The organism is Lentzea waywayandensis (assembly GCF_900115955.1).
Lineage (GTDB): Bacteria > Actinomycetota > Actinomycetes > Mycobacteriales > Pseudonocardiaceae > Lentzea > Lentzea waywayandensis.
Genome location: NZ_FOYL01000003.1, coordinates 183,012 through 199,159, shown reverse-complemented (window position 1 = coordinate 199,159; position 16,148 = coordinate 183,012). Strand labels below are relative to the sequence as shown.

The window sequence follows — 16,148 nt, the reverse complement described above, 5'->3', positions numbered from 1 at the left end:
ACGACTGGCGAGGACTACGGCTTGTCCGCGACCTTGATCTTGCCCTCGATGATCTGGGCCTTGTAGCCCTCGAGGATGCCCTGCAGCTTCGCGTCGATCTTGCCACCCGAGGTGGAGTAACCGACACCGTTCACCTTGAGGTCGAAGACCTTCGGCAGCGAACTGAGGTCGTTCTTCGCGACGGCCTTGATGAAGTCGTAGACCGCGACGTCGACGCGCTTGAGCATCGAGGAGACGATGACGTCCTTCGTGTCGGCGACGGTCGCCTGGTTGTACTGGTCGGAGTCGACACCGATGGCCAGCACGCCACCCTGCTTGGCGGCCGAGAAGATGCCCTTACCGGACGCACCGGCGGCCTGGTAGATGACGTCGGCGCCCTTGTCGATCTGGCCCTTCGCGGCTTCCTGACCCTTCGGGGCGTCCTGGAAACCGGTGAAGTCACCGGCAGGCGTGATGTACTTCTTCTCGATCTGGATCTTCGGCGCGGCGGCCTTGGCACCCTGGAAGTAGCCGGCCTCGAACTTCTGGATCAGCGGGATCTCGACGCCGCCGACGAAGCCCACGTGGCACTTCTTGCTCTGGTACGCGGCGATGACGCCGGCCAGGAAGGAGCCCTCCTGCTCGGCGAACAGCAGCGGCGTGACGTTGGCAGCGCCCTCGACGGCCGAGTCGACCAGGCCGAACTTGACGTTCGGGAACTCCGCGGCGACGAGCTTCATCGACTCGGCGTAGGCGAAGCCGACACCGATGATCGGGCTGAAGCCCTCGGACGCCAGCTGGCGCAGACGGGTCTGCTTGGCCGACTCGTCCTCGTTCGGCGCGGCGGAGAGCTCGCGGGTGTTCTCCTTCTTCACACCGAAATCGGTGAGCGCCTTGTCCAGACCGGCGGCGGCGGAGTCGTTGAACGACGCGTCGCCACGGCCACCGATGTCGTAGGCCAAGCCGACCTTCAGCGTGCTCGCGTCCACCTTGTCGCCGTTGGCGGCGCTGGTGTTCGAGGTGGCAGGCGCGGTCGGGGCCTCGGCGAACTCGCAAGCGGCGCCAGTGCCCGTACCCGAGGTGGTGTTACCGCCACCCGAGTCCTTCGCGCAGGCGGCCATAGTCATCACGCTGGTCAACGCGATCGCGGCGACCGCGACACCACGCATACGACGACGCACGGCTCGTCTCCTCCCTGAGGTTCCTCCCCAACGACGTTGTTGGGTCCTAGAGGCGGCACCGTACCTCTTAGTAACCAACCTCGTTGCCGCCAGCACCTACAAAGACCCCTATCGGTTACGCATTCGACGCTTTGGCCGTACCAGTGGTGATCAATCGTGTTCGGCGCGTGGCGATACCTCCGCTTCGACCCCTTCTCCACACCCGATCTTCGTCCATTCGGCCCAGTTTCGCTCGACGTTGAACCGGTCGAGGGCCTCCGGTCGTGTACCGGGTGGCAAGTGCCCTTGCCGACGACGGCGGCCCGGACCAAGGCGGAGGTCCAGGCCGCCGTCCTCTTTTCGTGACCGATTTGTGGCGTGGACCGCATTTCGGAATCGATCAAGACCGCTTGGTGGATCGACAGCGTGTCTCATCGATCACAGAGCGGGTGCGCCTGCTGGGTCGGTTCCAACGTGCGGGACTAGGATTTTCCGGTCATGGTCGGGAAGAACTGTTGCCGACCCACCACCACTGACGTTGGAGGTCGCGGCGCATGACCAGCGCAGGCGCACCCGAGCGGTCGGGCACCACCCGAGGGGGTGGGACGCTCTACCGCGGTGATCTGGGCATGTGGTCCTGGGTCGCCCACCGGATCACCGGTGTCCTCACGTTCTTCTTCCTCTTCACCCACGTGCTCGACACCGCACTCGTGCGGGTGTCACCGAACGCGTACGACGCGGTGATCGAGACCTACAAGAACCCGATCGTCAACCTCTTCGAGGTCGGCCTCGTCGGCGCGGTGCTCTACCACGCGCTGAACGGCATCCGGGTCATGCTGGTCGACTTCTGGGAGAAGGGCGCCAAGTACCAGAGGGTCATGCTCTGGACCGTGCTGGCCGTCTGGGTCGTCGTGATGATCCCCGGCTTCTACTTCATGATGGAGCGCACGATCTCCGACCTGGTTGGGGGTCACTGACCATGTCACTCGCACTCGACAAGCCCCGCCAGCCGCGCCGCCCCGCTGCCCGCCGCAGCAACGGCGAGCTCTACAGCTGGCTGTTCATGCGCCTCTCCGGCCTGCTGCTCGTGGTCCTGGTCCTGGGCCACCTGTTCATCATGAACATCCTCGACGGCGGCGTGCACAAGATCAACTTCGGTTTCGTCGCCGGCCGCTGGGCGTCCCCGTTCTGGCAGTTCTGGGACCTCGCGATGCTCTGGCTCGCGCAGATCCACGGCGGCAACGGCGTGCGGACGGTCATCAACGACTACGCCCGCAAGGACTCCACCCGGTTCTGGTTGAAGATGCTGCTCTACGTCTCGATGGTGCTGATCATCTCGCTCGGCACGTTCGTGATCTTCACCTTCGACCCGAACATCTCGAACTGACCCGCGCGGGGAGCCCACCACAATGCAGTTCCACAAGTACGACGTAGTCATCATCGGCGCTGGTGGTGCCGGAATGCGCGCGGCGATCGAGTCCGGCCAGCGCGCCCGCACCGCGGTGCTCACCAAGCTCTACCCCACGCGTTCGCACACCGGCGCGGCCCAGGGCGGCATGTGCGCCGCCCTCGCCAACGTCGAGGAGGACAACTGGGAGTGGCACACCTTCGACACGATCAAGGGCGGCGACTACCTGGTCGACCAGGACGCCGCCGAGATCATGGCGAAGGAGGCGATCGACGCCGTTCTCGACCTCGAGAAGATGGGCCTGCCGTTCAACCGGACGCCCGAGGGCAAGATCGACCAGCGCCGGTTCGGCGGCCACACGCGCAACCACGGTGAAGCCGCCGTGCGCCGCGCCTGCTACGCCGCGGACCGCACCGGCCACATGATCCTTCAGACGCTCTACCAGAACTGCGTCAAGCACGGCATCGAGTTCTTCAACGAGTTCTACGTGCTCGACATCTGCCTGACCGAGACGGAGAACGGCCCGGTCTGCACCGGCGCCGTCGCCTACGAGCTCGCGACCGGCGAGATCCACGTCTTCCAGGCCAAGTCCGTCGTGTTCGCGACCGGTGGTTTCGGCAAGGTCTTCAAGACCACGTCGAACGCCCACACGCTGACCGGCGACGGCATGGGCATCGTCTTCCGCAAGGGCCTGCCCCTGGAGGACATGGAGTTCTACCAGTTCCACCCGACCGGCCTCGCCGGTCTCGGCATCCTGCTGACCGAAGGTGCCCGCGGTGAGGGCGCGATCCTGCGCAACGCCTCGGGTGAGCGGTTCATGGAGCGCTACGCCCCGACCATCAAGGACCTGGCGCCGCGCGACATCGTGGCCCGTTCGATGGCCCTCGAGGTGCTGGAAGGCCGTGGCGCCGGCCCGAACAAGGATTACGTTCTTCTGGACTGCACGCACCTCGGTGCCGAGGTCCTGGAGACGAAGCTGCCGGACATCACCGAGTTCGCGCGCACCTACCTGGCCGTCGACCCGGTCGTCGAGCCCGTCCCGGTGTACCCGACCGCGCACTACGCGATGGGTGGCATCCCGACGAACATCCACGGCGAAGTGCTGCGGGACAACGACAACGTCGTTCCCGGCCTGTACGCCGCGGGTGAGTGCGCCTGCGTGTCCGTGCACGGCGCGAACCGCCTCGGCACGAACTCGCTGCTGGACATCAACGTCTTCGGCCGCCGCGCGGGCATCGCCGCCGCGGAGTACGCGCTGTCGCGTGAGTCGCACGTCGACCTGCCGGAGAACCCGGCCGCGTCCGTCGAGGCCCAGGTCGCCCTGGCGCTGTCGGAGCACGGCCAGGAGCGCGTGGCGGACATCCGCACCGAGCTTCAGGCCACCATGGACGCCAACGCGTCCGTGTACCGCACCGAGGACACGCTGAAGCAGGCGCTGCACGACGTTCAGGCCCTGAAGGAGCGCTACGCGCACATCCAGGTCCAGGACAAGGGCAAGCGCTTCAACACCGACCTGCTGGAGGCCGTCGAGCTCGGCTTCCTGCTGGAACTGGCCGAGGTGCTCGTTCACGGTGCGCTCGCGCGCAAGGAGTCCCGCGGCGGTCACGCCCGCGAGGACTACCCGAACCGCGACGACACGAACTTCATGCGTCACAGCATGTTCTACAAGCAGGGCGACGGTCTGGCCGCGGACATCCGCATGGACTACAAGCCCGTGACCTTTACCCGGTACAAGCCGATGGAGCGCAAGTACTGATGACCGCCACCGCTGAAACTACTGCTGGCTCGCGCGGCTCCCAGCCGCCGGTTCCGGACGGCGCTGTCACGGTCACCGTCAAGATCCGCCGGTTCAACCCGGAGATCGACGACGAGCCGCGCTGGGACTCGTTCGACATCCCGGCCCTGCCGTCGGACCGCGTGCTGAACCTGCTGCACCACATCAAGTGGTACGTGGACGGGACGCTGACGTTCCGCCGCTCGTGCGCACACGGCATCTGCGGCTCGGACGCGATGCGCATCAACGGCGTGAACCGCCTGGCGTGCAAGGTTCTTCTCAAGGACCTCCTGGAAAAGGGCGACAAGCACACCACGATCACCATCGAGCCCATCAAGGGCCTGCCGGTGAACAAGGACCTGCTCGTCAACATGGAGCCGTTCTTCGAGGCGTTCCGCGCCGTCAAGCCGTACCTCGTGACCTACGGCAACGAGCCCACGCGCGAGCGCATCCAGTCGGCCGCCGACCGCGAGCGGTTCGACGACACGACGAAGTGCATCCTGTGCGCCTGCTGCACCACGTCGTGCCCGGTCTACTGGGCCGAAGGCTCGTACTTCGGGCCGGCGGCGATCGTGAACGCGCACCGGTTCATCTTCGACTCGCGTGACGAGGGCGCTGAGGAGCGGCTCGACATCCTCAACGACATCGACGGCGTGTGGCGGTGCCGGACCACGTTCAACTGCACCGACGCTTGTCCTCGTGGCATCCAGGTGACCAAGGCGATCCAGGAAGTGAAGCGGGCGCTGCTGTTCAAGCGCGTCTGACGGCTTTTGGGCTGCTTCTAGGCGCCGCGTTCCCTTTGGGGGCGCGGCGCTTTGCCGTTTGCCCTGGGGGTTCCTTGGGTGTGCGCGGGCCGTGCGGGTGCTGTTGCGTGCGGGCCGTCGGGTTCCAGCGGGGTTGGTCGCGTTCCGTGCGGGTGGTCGCCTTGCGAGGGTGGTTCCGCGGGTCGGGACGAAGTGCGGGGTTGCGATTGGGGCTTGACCTTGAGCCTCTGGCGGGATGCTTGACGGCCGGAAAGGCCGGGCTGAAAAGCGCCCGGCCGTGCCCGTGAGGGGAGCATCCCGCCCACTCAAGGTAAAGCCCCAATCGCCGTGAGCGGGGTGCACCGCATCCCAGGCGGCAGAGGTTCACACGGCTCGCTTCGCATCGCCACGCCAGGCTTCGTACGTGGTCGCCTTGCGAGGGCGGGCGCCTGGTGGCACCGCGCGCCGGACCTTCGTAGGTGGTCGCCTTGCGTTGGCGGGCGCCTGGTGGCACCGCGCGCCGGACCTTCGTAGGTAGTCACCTTGCGAGGGCGGGTGCCTGGTGGCACCGCGCGCCGGACCTTCGTAGGTGGTCGCCTTGCGTTGGCGGGCGCCGGGTGGCGCCGCGTGGGGGGCTTGCGATGGCTGGTTCCTGTTCCAGCGGGGGTGGTCGCGTTCCGGACGTTCAGTCGCCTTGCGAGGGTGGCGCGCAGGCAGTGACGAAGTGCGTGGTTGGTCAGCTCGCCTCCACCACGACGTGCACCGGTGGGCGGGGTCTGGCCGCCGCCGCACGATGCGCCGCCTTCAGTTCGCGCGCCACCGCGTCCTGGTCGTCCCGCAGTCGCGTCGGCAGCGTCTGCACGACGAGGATTCCCGCTGCCGCGTAACGACTGTTGCGGGCTAGGGTGCGGGCGTAGTCGCGCGGTCCGAAGTGGAACGCCTTCGAGTCGATCTCCCAGGCCAGGCCCACGTCGTCGTACCAGGCATCCGGTCTGCCGATGAGCACGCCGTCGGCGCCGGCGATCGTGGCGTTCCAGTGGGGTGTGGTCAGGCGGATCTTTCGGGAGAGGCGGCGGGCGTCCCGTTCTGCCACGGATTCTGCGCGGCCCAGTTCTCTTAGGACGGTGCGGACCAGCTTCGTGCCGAAGCGGTTGGTGCGGGCCTGCGCCCAGAGCTCCAAGGGTGTGCAGCGGCCTCGTTGGACGGCGGCCGCGATCAGGGCGGTGGCCTCGTCCTCGGAGCGCAGGAAACGGCAGGTGTCCACGACGGCTCTGGCCGCGGACACCACCGGGTAGCCGCCTACGTCCGAGGACGTGGGCATGGGTGAGGCTCGTTCGAGGATCAGCGTGCCGCTGCCGCGGGCCGTGCCCGGCACCAGGACGTGGAGCTCCGGAGTGCGGGCGGGCAGGCCGTGGCGGCGGCAGGCTTCGGCTCCGGTGACCACGGCTCCTGGGCCTGCGCGCAGGAGGGCCGCGGTCAGCTGTTGGTCCGGGGTGGGCGGGCCGTTGTGCAGCAGCACGACGCCTGGGTACATGCGCTGCCACGGCCCGCCCGGGGTGCATCGTCGCCACGGGTTGGTGACGCCCAGTGACTTCAGGGCGCCGGCACTGATCACGCCGAGATCGCTGCGTTCGCGCAGGTGTTCGATTCGCACGTCACCAGTGTGACGAGGGACACCGACAGTTTTCGGGGGTCAGCGCCGGGAGGGTCGCCTGGCGCGGTCGAGCAGCATCAGAGCGGTGCCGCCTACGAGGAGCAGCACGCCGAGCAGTAGCAGCCACGTGGTCGAGGCGCCGGTGTTGGCCAGGCGGTTGTCCTGGTGGACCGGGGGCCTCGCGACCGGCGGAGTCGCTACCAGCGGCTTCGTCGTCGTGGGCGGGGTGGAGGTCTTCGGCGTGGTCGTCGTCGACGTGGTCGAGTCCGGCGGTGTCGTGGTCCTCGAAGTCGTCGTCGAGGTCGTCGAACCCGGCGGAGTCGTGGTCGTCGTCGAAGTAGTCGAACCCGGCGGAGTCGTGGTCGTCGTGGTCGTCGACCTCGGCGGCGTCGAACCCGGCGGCTTGTCGGTGGTGGTGGTCGTGGTCGTCGTGCACGGGGTGGTGGTCGTTGTCGGCGGGGTGGTCGTGGACGACGTCGGAGGCTCCTCACCTCTCGGCGACGGCGCGCGCCATCCTGGGCGTACTTTCGGGCACCACGCAGCGGCGCACACCTGGCCATCCCCGGAGGCCGAGGCCTCCGGGGCGGCACCGTGCAGTGCGACGAGCGTCAACACTGCTCCGGCGGTGAGCACACCGATATAGGCGATACGTGACATGCCTCGGATGGTTGCGCGCGGGTACAGCGGGTCGGGCGAAAAGCGCGCCCACGTCACCCGCCAGAGCGGGCTACATCCCCCGATCAGGTCCAGAAGACCGCGATGCCCACGTTCAGCACGACCAGCGAGGCAGCGGTCGGCAGCAGCCAGGACGGCGCCTTCGGCTTGCTGACGTTGATCGCCACGACGGCGGCGATGGCCACGACGACCAGCAGCTTCACGCCGATCTTGATGTGGTCGTACTTCACCGAGTCGACCAGCGGGTCGATGCCCACCAGCGCGACGCCGGTCAGCAGCTGCAGAGCGGCGCCGTGCAGCCAGCCCTTGTTGACCGGGGCGTCCTTGCCGGCCCTGGCCTGCAACATGATCATCGCGACGAGCATGCCCATGCCGAGCAGGTGCAGGAACACCAGCAGCAGGCGTACGAACTCCACAGCGTTTTCCTTATCGACGTCGAGTGGCCAGGAATCCCCGCACGCCCAGCACGCCGATGACGGTGCCGAACACGAGCGAGGCGATCACGAGCACCAGGTGGACCGTGAAGAACGCGGTAGGTCCGTCGCTGAACGAACGGGGGTCCTTCCAGATGTTCTTCAGGAAAGTGGGCCAGATCACCCACGACCACACTCCGAAAGCCACCAGGAAGAGTGACATCGGGCGCGAGAGCTTCACGCCGACCAGTATCAGACGTGGTGCGTGCAAGACGCTAAACGGGGGTGGATAGCCTGAACGTGTGCCCTTCCCAAAACGGCTCATCGTCGCCCTGGTCCTAGCAACGGCCACAGCCGCGTTCGCCGCACCGACGAGCACCGCACAGCAGGCCGCCGGCTCGGCTCAGTGTGAGAACCGCGAGACCCCACCTCCACCGGTGGACACGTCCGAGCAGCCGGCGCCCGGCCAGAAGGCCCCTGCCGCGCTCGAGGTGCCGGAGAAGCCCATCGGCGGTGACCGGCTGGGCGAGTGCGGTCTGATCCTGCCGCCGAACTCCGGCCAGCCGCCCAGCGGCATCACCGCCGCGTCGTGGCTGCTCGCGGACATGGACAGCGGCGCGGTCATCGCCGCGTACGACCCGCACGGTCGTCAGCGTCCCGCCAGCGTCATCAAGGTGCTGCTCGCGATGGTCGTCGCCAAGGAACTGCGGGGCGACCTCGTCGTCACCGCCAGCGCCGAGGACACGCAGCAGGAATGCACCTGCGTGGGTCTGAAGGACGGCGGCCAGTACACGGTCCGTCAGCTGCTGCACGGCCTGCTGCTCACCTCGGGCAACGACGTGGCGCACACGCTGGCCCGTCAGCTCGGCGGCGTGCCGAACGCCCTGCGCAAGATGAACGCCATGGCCAAGGAGCTCGGCGCCCTCGACACCCGCGCCGTGACCCCGTCGGGCCTCGACGCCCCCGGCACCAGCACCTCGGCCTACGACGTCGGCCTGATCTTCCGCGGCGCGATGAAGTACGAGGAGTTCTCCTCGGCCATCAAGCTCCAGCAGTCGCAGTTCCCCGGCCGCAACGGCGGCACGATCATGCTGCAGAACGACAACCGCCTGCTCACGAACTACGAAGGCGCGCTCGGCGGCAAGACCGGCTTCACCGACGACTCGCAGCACACCTACGTGGGCGCGGCCGAACGCAACGGCCGCCGTCTCGTCGTCGTCCTGCTGCGCGGCCAGCAGACGCCCACGCGCATCGACGCCCAGGCTTCGAGGCTGCTCGACTACGGCTTCGCCATGGGCCCCGGCGGCGTCGGCAAGCTCGTCGACGGCGCCCCGCAGCCGAAGCCGAAGGTCGTCCCCACCCAGGACAGCACCGACGCGGAGGACGTGGCGGTCACCGACCCGCGCACGGGCCGCCCGACGCCGACCGCGTTCGGCACCGTCGGCCTGCCCATCACGGCCGTCGCGGTCCTCGGCCTGCTGGCCGGCCTGGTGCTCTTCATCCGCAGCAAGCGCGCCAAGGCGGCCAGGGCACGCCGTCAGGCCGCGCAGGCGGCACAGGGCGTCTGAGACACCTAAAACGACGGCCCCAGCGCAGACGCGCTGGGGCCGTTCTCGTTCTGAACGCTACTTGCGGCGCCACCGAAGGCCGAGCAGCGCACCGGCCACCGCGCCGGCGCCGAGCATCAACGACGGCGAGGGCCCGGACCGCACCGACACCACGGGCTGAATCACCGCGGGCGGCGGCGCCTTCACCACCTCGGGCTCGCGGTTCTCCTTGGCCGTGGCCGTCCAGGCCGTGATGAACAGCACGAACTGCGCCACCAGGTTCGCGAACACCAGCACACCGATGACGGACCCGAACGCGGCCGAGGTCGGCGACTTGGTCGTGAACGACAGGAAGATCGTCGCCGTCTGCTTCAGGATCTCGAACCCGACCGCTCCGGCGAACGCCCCGCGGATCGCGCTGCGCCACCCGACGGGCTTGCGCGGCAGCCGCGAGAGCACCCACAGGAACACGAGCCAGTTCGCGAGCAGCGACAGGATGATCGTGCCGATCCGCAGCATCGCGTGCGCCCAGCCGGCGTTCTCCAGACCCATCCACCTCAGGATCAGCTCCGCGAACCCGGTCCCCAGCGCCGTGATGCCGAACGACAGCACGATCGCGAGACCCAGGCCGAGCAACGCCAGCAGGTCGCGCCACAACGTGCCGAGGAACGGCAGGTTCTCCTTCGCGTGACCCCACTGCGCGGTCAGGGCGTCGCGGAGGTTGCTCATCCAGCCGAGACCGGAGTACGCGGCGCCGAGCAGACCGATGATGCCGACCGTGCCCTTGGAGTCCAGGGCGGTGGTGACGGCCTCGTTGACCTGCTTGCTCAGGTTCGGGTCAGGCACCGCCTCGGCGATGGCTCCGCGCAGCTCAGCCAGCAGATCGGGCTGCGACTGGAGCACGAAACCCGCGACGGCGAAGCCGATCATCAGGATGGGCACCAGCGACAGCACGCTGAAGTACGTCACCGCGGCGGCGTAGTGGGTGCCGTATCTCTCGGTGAAGCGCTCATAGGCCAGCACGATGTGGTCGAGCCACGCGTACTTCCGCCGCCACTTGTCCACGCGTAGGACGCTAGTGCACCTGCACTACTCAGGCAGAACAAAGCCGATCTTCTCGTACGTGCGGCGCAACGTGCCGGAGGCGACCTCACGGGCGCGTTCGGCACCGGCGGCCAGGATCTTGTCCAGCGACGCCACGTCGTCGAGGTACATCTTCACGCGTTCCTGCACCGGCGTGACCCACTCGGTGAAGACCTCGCCGAGGTCCTTCTTCAGGTCGCCGTAGCCCTTGCCGTCGTAGTCGGTGACCAGCGACTCGACCGTCCGGCCGGTCAGCGCGGAGTAGATCGTCAGCAGGTTCGAGACGCCCGGCTTGTTCTCGACGTCGAAGAGGACCTCGCGGCCCGTGTCGGTGACGGCGGAACGGATCTTCTTGGCCGACCGCTTCGGGTCTTCCAGCAGCTCGACGACACCGCCGGGCACCGACTTGCTCATCTTCGCCGTCGGGTCCTGCAGGTCGAAGATCTTGGCCGTGTCCTTGACGATGTACGCCTCCGGCAGGCGGAACGTCTTGCCGTAACGCGAGTTGAAGCGCGTCGCGAGGTCGCGGGTCAGCTCCAGGTGCTGGCGCTGGTCCTCGCCGACCGGCACGTAGTGCGCCTGGTACAGCAGGATGTCCGCGGCCTGCAGGATCGGGTACGTGAACAGGCCCACGCCGACGGACTGCTCCTGGCGTGCGGACTTGTCCTTGAACTGCGTCATCCGCGACGCCTCGCCGAAGCCGGTCATGCACTGCATGACCCAGCCGAGCTGGGCGTGCTCCGGGACGTGCGACTGCACGAACAGGGTCGCCCGATCCGGGTCGATGCCCAGCGCGAGCAGCTGCGCGGCCGAGACGCGCGTGTTCTGACGCAGTTCCTTCGGGTTCTGCTCCACGGTGATCGCGTGCAGGTCGACGACGCAGTAGAACGCGTCGTGCGCTTCCTGCAACGCCACCCACTGCCGCACCGCACCCAGGTAGTTGCCGAGGTGGAACGACCCGGCCGTCGGCTGGATGCCGGACAGGACGCGGGGGCGCTTGACAGCCTCTACAGGCGCGTTCTCCGTGGACACGAACGAAATCTTCTCAGACCAGCTCGATCAGTTCTGCGCGGAGTCCTGCTGGACCAGGTCAATGCGCTGGTTGGCCGCGACGACCGGGGCCGGCTTGCGCCGCTTCACCAGGCCGTACACCAGACCACCGACGCCCGCCGTCACCGCGATCAGACCCACGGGACCAGCAGCGGTGCCGGTCATGCTGCTTTCGACCGCAGCGCTCAGAACCAGACTCATGCCGTGCACTTGCCGAGCCTCCCCAAGGCACAGATCCACCCCGGAACGGGTGAACCTTGCTGACTGATTGGCCGCCAAGCTACCGAAGGCCGGTAGCGTCGATGCGCCGAATCAGACTATCGGTCACTCGTGATCAGATAGCACTCGCCCATATGTCGTAGTCCGCTGACGGGCGTTACGCCCTGCGAGCGACGCCAGGGATTCAAGCTCACGCACAGTACGCGCCGAGCCGTGTTCGGATCCGGCCATGCGGCTGATGGTCTCCTCCATCAACGTGCCGCCGATGTCGTTCGCACCGCCGTTGAGGATCTCCGCGGTGCCCTCGTCGCCGAGCTTCACCCACGAGCACTGGATGTTGTCGACGCGCCCGTGCAGCGCCAACCGTGCGAACGCGTGCACGGCGCGGTTGTCGCGGCGGGTGGGGCCGGGACGGGCGACTCCTGCCAGGTAGATCGGGGCGTTGCGGTGCACGAACGGCAGCGCGACGAACTCGGTGAGCCCGCCGGTGCGGTCCTGGAGCTTCGCGAGCACCCGGAAGTGCGTGAGCCAGTGGCCGGGGTGGTCCACGTGGCCGTACATCATCGTGCTGGACGAACGAATGCCCAGCTCATGGGCCGTTCCGACGACGTCGAGCCAGGTCGCGGTCGGCAGCTTGCCCTTGGTGAGCACCCACCGCACGTCGTCGTCGAGGATCTCGGCCGCCGTGCCGGGAATCGTGTCGAGGCCGGCTTCCTTCAGTTCGGTCAGCCACTCGCGCACGCTCACGCCGGCCTTCGCCGCGGCGGAGACGATCTCCATCGGGCTGAACGCGTGGACGTGCATCTCGGGCAGCCGCTTCTTGATCGCGCGCACGACGTCGGCGTAGTAGGTCACCGGCAGCTTGGGGTCGATGCCGCCCTGCATGCAGACCTCGGTGGCACCGTCGTTCCACGCCTCCTGCGCGCGGTCGGCGACTTCCTCCGCGGAGAGCCGGAACGCGTCCGCGTCGCGCTCGCGCTGGGCGAACGCGCAGAAACGGCACCCGACGTAGCAGACGTTGGAGAAGTTGATGTTCCGGTTGACGACGTACGTGACGTCGTCGCCGACCACCTCGCGCCGCAGGTCGTCGGCGAGGCGGGTCATCACCTCGAGCGCTTCGCCGTCGGCCGTCAGCAGCGCCATGGCGGCCTCGGTGTCGTCGAGCAACGCGGCCGGATCGTTCTCGGCGATCTTCAGTCCACGTTGGACGTCGTCGGGAAGCCGTTGCGGGGCAACGGGAATCTTCAGCTCGTCCCAGTCGCCGTAGACCTCGTCGAAGTCGCCGCGACGGTCGCTCGTGCGGCCTTCGGTGTCGATCGCGGTGTTGAGGTCCGCGCGTCCGTAGGTGTCGAGCCCACCGTCAGGCTCCTGCCACTCACGGCCGACGACCTCGGCGTCCGGGTTCGCGAGGCCGCTTTCCAGTGCCAGCGCGGAAACGTGCGCGGTGAGCCGGGTGTCGATCCACTGCCCGACCGTCGCGCGGACGAAGCGCGGGTAGACGTTCAGCCGTTCCTGCAAGGAGAAACCGGCTTCCTCGGTGATCTCCGCGAGCTGGTCGACCTGGGGCCACGGCTTCTCGGGGTTCACGTGGTCGGGCGTGATCGGCGAGACGCCACCCCAGTCGTCGACGCCCGCGCGCAGCATGAGGCCGAACTCGCCACCGACCAGGTTCGGCGGCGCCTGCACGCTCACGGTCGACGGCATCACCAGGCGTGCGACGGCGATCGTGGCCGCGAGCTCGGTGAGGTCGGCGTCGGGCATGCCGCGCATCGCCGTGTCCGGCTTGGCGCGGAAGTTCTGGATGATGACTTCCTGGATGTGCCCGTACTGCTTGGCGATCTGACGCATCGCGAGCAGCGACTCGGCGCGCTCGGTGATGGTCTCGCCGATGCCGATCAGGATTCCGGTGGTGAACGGGACGTTCACGCGGCCGGCGTCGGTGAGGACGCGCAGCCGGACCGCGGGATCCTTGTCCGGGCTGCCGTAGTGCGGGCCGCCCTTCTCGCTCCAGAGCCGCTCGGCCGTGGTCTCCAGCATCATGCCCATGCTGGACGCGACGGGTCGCAGCCGCGTCAGCTCCTCCCAGCTCAGCACGCCGGGGTTCAGGTGCGGCAGCAGCCCGGTCTCCTCCAGCACCGCGATGGCGCTGGCCCGCACGTAGTCCAAAGTGGACTCGAAGCCGCGCGCCTCCAGCCACTCCTTCGCGGCGGGCCAGCGGTCCTCCGGCCGGTCGCCGAGCGTGAAGAGGGCTTCCTTGCAGCCCTGGGCGGCCCCGGCCCGCGCGATCGCCAGCACCTCGTCGCGTTCGAGGAACGCCGCGGGCACCTTGTGCGGCACGGTCGCGAACGTGCAGTAGTGGCACCGGTCGCGGCACAGCCTGGTCAGCGGGATGAACACCGACCGGCTGTACGTGACGATCCCGGCCCGCCCCTCGGCGAGCAGGTGCGCGTCCCGCACCTTGCCCGCCGCTGTCAGCAGCGCGTCCAGGTCGTCCTCACGCGCGTGGAGCAGCACGGAGGCCTCTGTCGCGTCGAGCACCGCACCGTCGGCGGCCCGGCGCAGCGCACGCCGCATGGCCGCCGCACTCGGACGGGGCTGCGGTGGGATTAGCGAGATGTCCACTGCCACGTCAACGACCTTAGGCCGCCGAAATTCCTGATCAGGTGCGACGGGCTGTGGGACATCCCACTCAGCGGACGGCGACGAGCAGTTCCGTGTTCCGGTCGAGCGGCGTACCCAGCGGGTTCGTCCGCGAGTGGATGTCGTTGTAGGTGAACTCCCGGCACAGGCTGGCGAGCCCGGTGTCGCTGCGGTCGTCGTAGTCGACCCGGTACGGCGCGTCCGCTTCGAGCAACGTCGTGAACAGCGACAACGTGCCGTCCGCGTTGTCCGCGACCTCGATCACGCGGGCGTGCTGCGGGTAGTCGACGTGCGCGGCGGTGTTGATCTCCCAGAAGCTCCGCGACGGCGTGTTGTGCCGATGCGGGGTGATCACGTTGCGGTGCGTGTGGCCGTTGACCCACGCCAGCACGTTCGGGAAGCGGTGCAGGAGATTCAGCAGCGCGTCGCCGTTCATCCGCGGGTCGAGCGGCCGGCGCTTGTCCGGCAGAACGTTGCCCATCGTCGTGCTCGTGTGGTGACTGAAGAGCACGAACAGCTCGTCGGTGACGTTCTGCCGTTGCGGCAGGCCCAGCCAGTCGTAGTAGAGCGAGCTGTTGCGCTTGAGGGTCTTCTCGATCCAGTTGAGCTGATGCAGCCCTATGGAGCCCGTGGAGAACCCTGCGAGGTTCGTGGTGTCCATGCTGATGCCCGTGACACCAGGAGCCATCCGGAACGTGTAGAAGACGTCCACGCCGTCCGCGTTGGCGTCCGTGTAGCCGTGCCCACCCGACGGCAGATGCTTGCGCACGAACTCACCAGTGTTGAACAGCCTGCGCCGACTGTCCGGCGTCACGGTGCGGACGACGCCGCCACTCGCGAGGATGGCCATCGCTTCCGGGATGGCCTTGGGATCGTTGAACGCCTGCGCGACCTTGGCGTTCTGCACGGGGTCGCCGAACCCCACGATCTTCTTGCGGCCGGTGTACCAGCTGTCGAGCAACCCGTCCGGCAGCGCACCGACCACGCTGTCGTCGTGGTTGCCGATCGTGGAGTACCAGGGGATGTTCAGGCCGGGGCTCGTGAACTCGCGGACGGCCGCGTCGAGCAGCCCGTTGAGCTGCGGGAAACCCTGTGCCTTGTAGTCGTCGCTACCGCTCAGGTCCGGCTGCCAGAACGTGCTGATGCCCGCGTTCTGCACGCCTTCGTACCGCGCGTCGCCGGTGTTCGGCGTGATGCGGCCGCCGTTGAGGACCGTGAGGAACCAGTCGAGCTCGATGTTCTCGTGGTTGTCGGTGTTGTCGCCGGTCGTCATGAGGAAGTCGAACGGCCTGCCGGTCAGCGGTCCTTGGCGAACGGCGTTGACGCGCTTGACGAGCGACGTGGAGCCTTGCGTGGTGAGGGCTTCCTGCGGCCGGTGCGCGCTGGACCCCATGATCGGGTGCAGGTACTCGAACCGGAGCGGGCTCTGGGCGTCGCAGATGTGCATGTCGGAGAACTGCACGAAGCTGGTCAGCGCGCGGCGCCTGGCTTCCCGGTTGGGTTTCGCGGCGACGAGGTCACCGCGGACGACCGTCGGCCAGCCGGGGCCCGCCGTGAGCCTGCGGTAGCCGCTGGCGCCGATCGGCGCGGCCGTGACGTCGAGCGTGGTGCCCGCCGTGGACGCAAACGCTTGGCGGTCCAGGAGTGGCACGCCTGCGGCGCCTACACCCATCGCCAGGAGGAACGAACGCCGGTTGAACCCTGTCATGAGCCGCCCCCGATTCATCGATGGTGAATCGTGTTCATATTCGGGGAACGGGTGGGTTGAATCGAGCCGTCAGGTGGGCGACAAGAGCGATAAAG

General features: G+C 67.9%; 16 protein-coding genes. 6 read left to right on the top strand and 10 right to left on the bottom strand.

All coding sequences use genetic code 11. From position 1 onward, the window contains the following. Positions 1 to 14: 14 nt before the first annotated feature. Entirely contained in the window at positions 15 to 1,148 is a 1,134-nt protein-coding gene (locus tag BM417_RS11600) for a BMP family lipoprotein (RefSeq protein ID WP_093591553.1), read from the bottom strand. A 545-nt stretch (positions 1,149 to 1,693) separates the two neighbouring features. On the opposite strand from BM417_RS11600, the gene sdhC reads away from it, so the two are divergent. The 4 genes from sdhC to BM417_RS11575 are packed head-to-tail and all read left to right on the top strand — an operon-like array spanning position 1,694 to position 5,085. Then, on the top strand, positions 1,694 to 2,116 hold the full coding sequence (gene sdhC, locus BM417_RS11590; RefSeq protein ID WP_093591546.1) for a succinate dehydrogenase, cytochrome b556 subunit: 423 nt from the start codon (positions 1,694 to 1,696) through the stop codon (positions 2,114 to 2,116). A gap of 2 nt (positions 2,117 to 2,118) precedes the next feature. After that, positions 2,119 to 2,526 (top strand): succinate dehydrogenase hydrophobic membrane anchor subunit, encoded by a 408-nt coding sequence (locus BM417_RS11585; RefSeq protein WP_086660969.1) that lies wholly within the window; start codon positions 2,119 to 2,121, stop codon positions 2,524 to 2,526. Positions 2,527 to 2,548: 22 nt separating this feature from the next. Further along, positions 2,549 to 4,303 (top strand): succinate dehydrogenase flavoprotein subunit, encoded by a 1,755-nt coding sequence (gene sdhA / locus BM417_RS11580; protein WP_093591542.1) that lies wholly within the window; start codon positions 2,549 to 2,551, stop codon positions 4,301 to 4,303. Beyond that, positions 4,303 to 5,085, top strand: a complete 783-nt coding sequence (locus BM417_RS11575) for a succinate dehydrogenase iron-sulfur subunit (protein WP_093591539.1) — start codon at positions 4,303 to 4,305, stop codon at positions 5,083 to 5,085. Before sdhA ends, BM417_RS11575 begins: the two co-directional genes overlap by 1 nt. Before the next feature lie 715 nt (positions 5,086 to 5,800). Here BM417_RS11575 and BM417_RS11570 read toward each other — a convergent pair. Both BM417_RS11570 and BM417_RS50280 read right to left on the bottom strand, forming a co-directional pair. Continuing rightward, the gene (locus BM417_RS11570) at positions 5,801 to 6,718 is read right to left on the bottom strand and encodes a hypothetical protein (RefSeq protein ID WP_245821861.1); all 918 of its coding nucleotides are present in this window, start codon (positions 6,716 to 6,718) and stop codon (positions 5,801 to 5,803) included. Positions 6,719 to 6,757: 39 nt separating this feature from the next. Beyond that, on the bottom strand, positions 6,758 to 6,835 hold the full coding sequence (locus BM417_RS50280) for a hypothetical protein (protein WP_406601764.1): 78 nt from the start codon (positions 6,833 to 6,835) through the stop codon (positions 6,758 to 6,760). Between BM417_RS50280 and BM417_RS49140 the strand changes: the two genes are divergently transcribed. Next, positions 6,804 to 7,361 carry a hypothetical protein gene (locus BM417_RS49140; protein WP_245821860.1) on the top strand — a complete coding sequence of 186 codons (558 nt, stop codon included), beginning with the start codon at positions 6,804 to 6,806 and terminating at the stop codon, positions 7,359 to 7,361. The genes BM417_RS50280 and BM417_RS49140 overlap by 32 nt on opposite strands. Before the next feature lie 97 nt (positions 7,362 to 7,458). Here BM417_RS49140 and BM417_RS11555 read toward each other — a convergent pair whose 3' ends face one another. Both BM417_RS11555 and BM417_RS11550 read right to left on the bottom strand, forming a co-directional pair. Continuing rightward, positions 7,459 to 7,809, bottom strand: a complete 351-nt coding sequence (locus tag BM417_RS11555) for a hypothetical protein (RefSeq protein WP_093591537.1) — start codon at positions 7,807 to 7,809, stop codon at positions 7,459 to 7,461. 10 nt (positions 7,810 to 7,819) lie between these two features. Beyond that, positions 7,820 to 8,047, bottom strand: a complete 228-nt coding sequence (locus BM417_RS11550; protein WP_030478462.1) for an SCO4848 family membrane protein — start codon at positions 8,045 to 8,047, stop codon at positions 7,820 to 7,822. A gap of 61 nt (positions 8,048 to 8,108) precedes the next feature. Between BM417_RS11550 and BM417_RS11545 the strand changes: the two genes are divergently transcribed. Next, entirely contained in the window at positions 8,109 to 9,374 is a 1,266-nt protein-coding gene (locus tag BM417_RS11545; RefSeq protein WP_093591534.1) for a D-alanyl-D-alanine carboxypeptidase family protein, read from the top strand. Between the two features lie 57 nt (positions 9,375 to 9,431). Here BM417_RS11545 and yhjD read toward each other — a convergent pair whose 3' ends face one another. The 5 genes from yhjD to BM417_RS11520 form a co-directional block, all read right to left on the bottom strand. Further along, on the bottom strand, positions 9,432 to 10,418 hold the full coding sequence (gene yhjD / locus BM417_RS11540; RefSeq protein WP_093591531.1) for an inner membrane protein YhjD: 987 nt from the start codon (positions 10,416 to 10,418) through the stop codon (positions 9,432 to 9,434). A 24-nt stretch (positions 10,419 to 10,442) separates the two neighbouring features. Continuing rightward, the gene (trpS, locus tag BM417_RS11535; RefSeq protein WP_093591528.1) at positions 10,443 to 11,468 is read right to left on the bottom strand and encodes a tryptophan--tRNA ligase; all 1,026 of its coding nucleotides are present in this window, start codon (positions 11,466 to 11,468) and stop codon (positions 10,443 to 10,445) included. A 27-nt stretch (positions 11,469 to 11,495) separates the two neighbouring features. Then, entirely contained in the window at positions 11,496 to 11,687 is a 192-nt protein-coding gene (locus BM417_RS11530) for a hypothetical protein (RefSeq protein WP_093591525.1), read from the bottom strand. A gap of 123 nt (positions 11,688 to 11,810) precedes the next feature. Next, positions 11,811 to 14,333: a bifunctional FO biosynthesis protein CofGH gene (locus BM417_RS11525; protein ID WP_093591522.1), complete on the bottom strand. Its 2,523-nt coding sequence runs from the start codon at positions 14,331 to 14,333 to the stop codon at positions 11,811 to 11,813. 61 nt (positions 14,334 to 14,394) lie between these two features. Further along, entirely contained in the window at positions 14,395 to 16,053 is a 1,659-nt protein-coding gene (locus BM417_RS11520; RefSeq protein WP_093591519.1) for a TIGR03767 family metallophosphoesterase, read from the bottom strand. Positions 16,054 to 16,148: the final 95 nt, after the last annotated feature.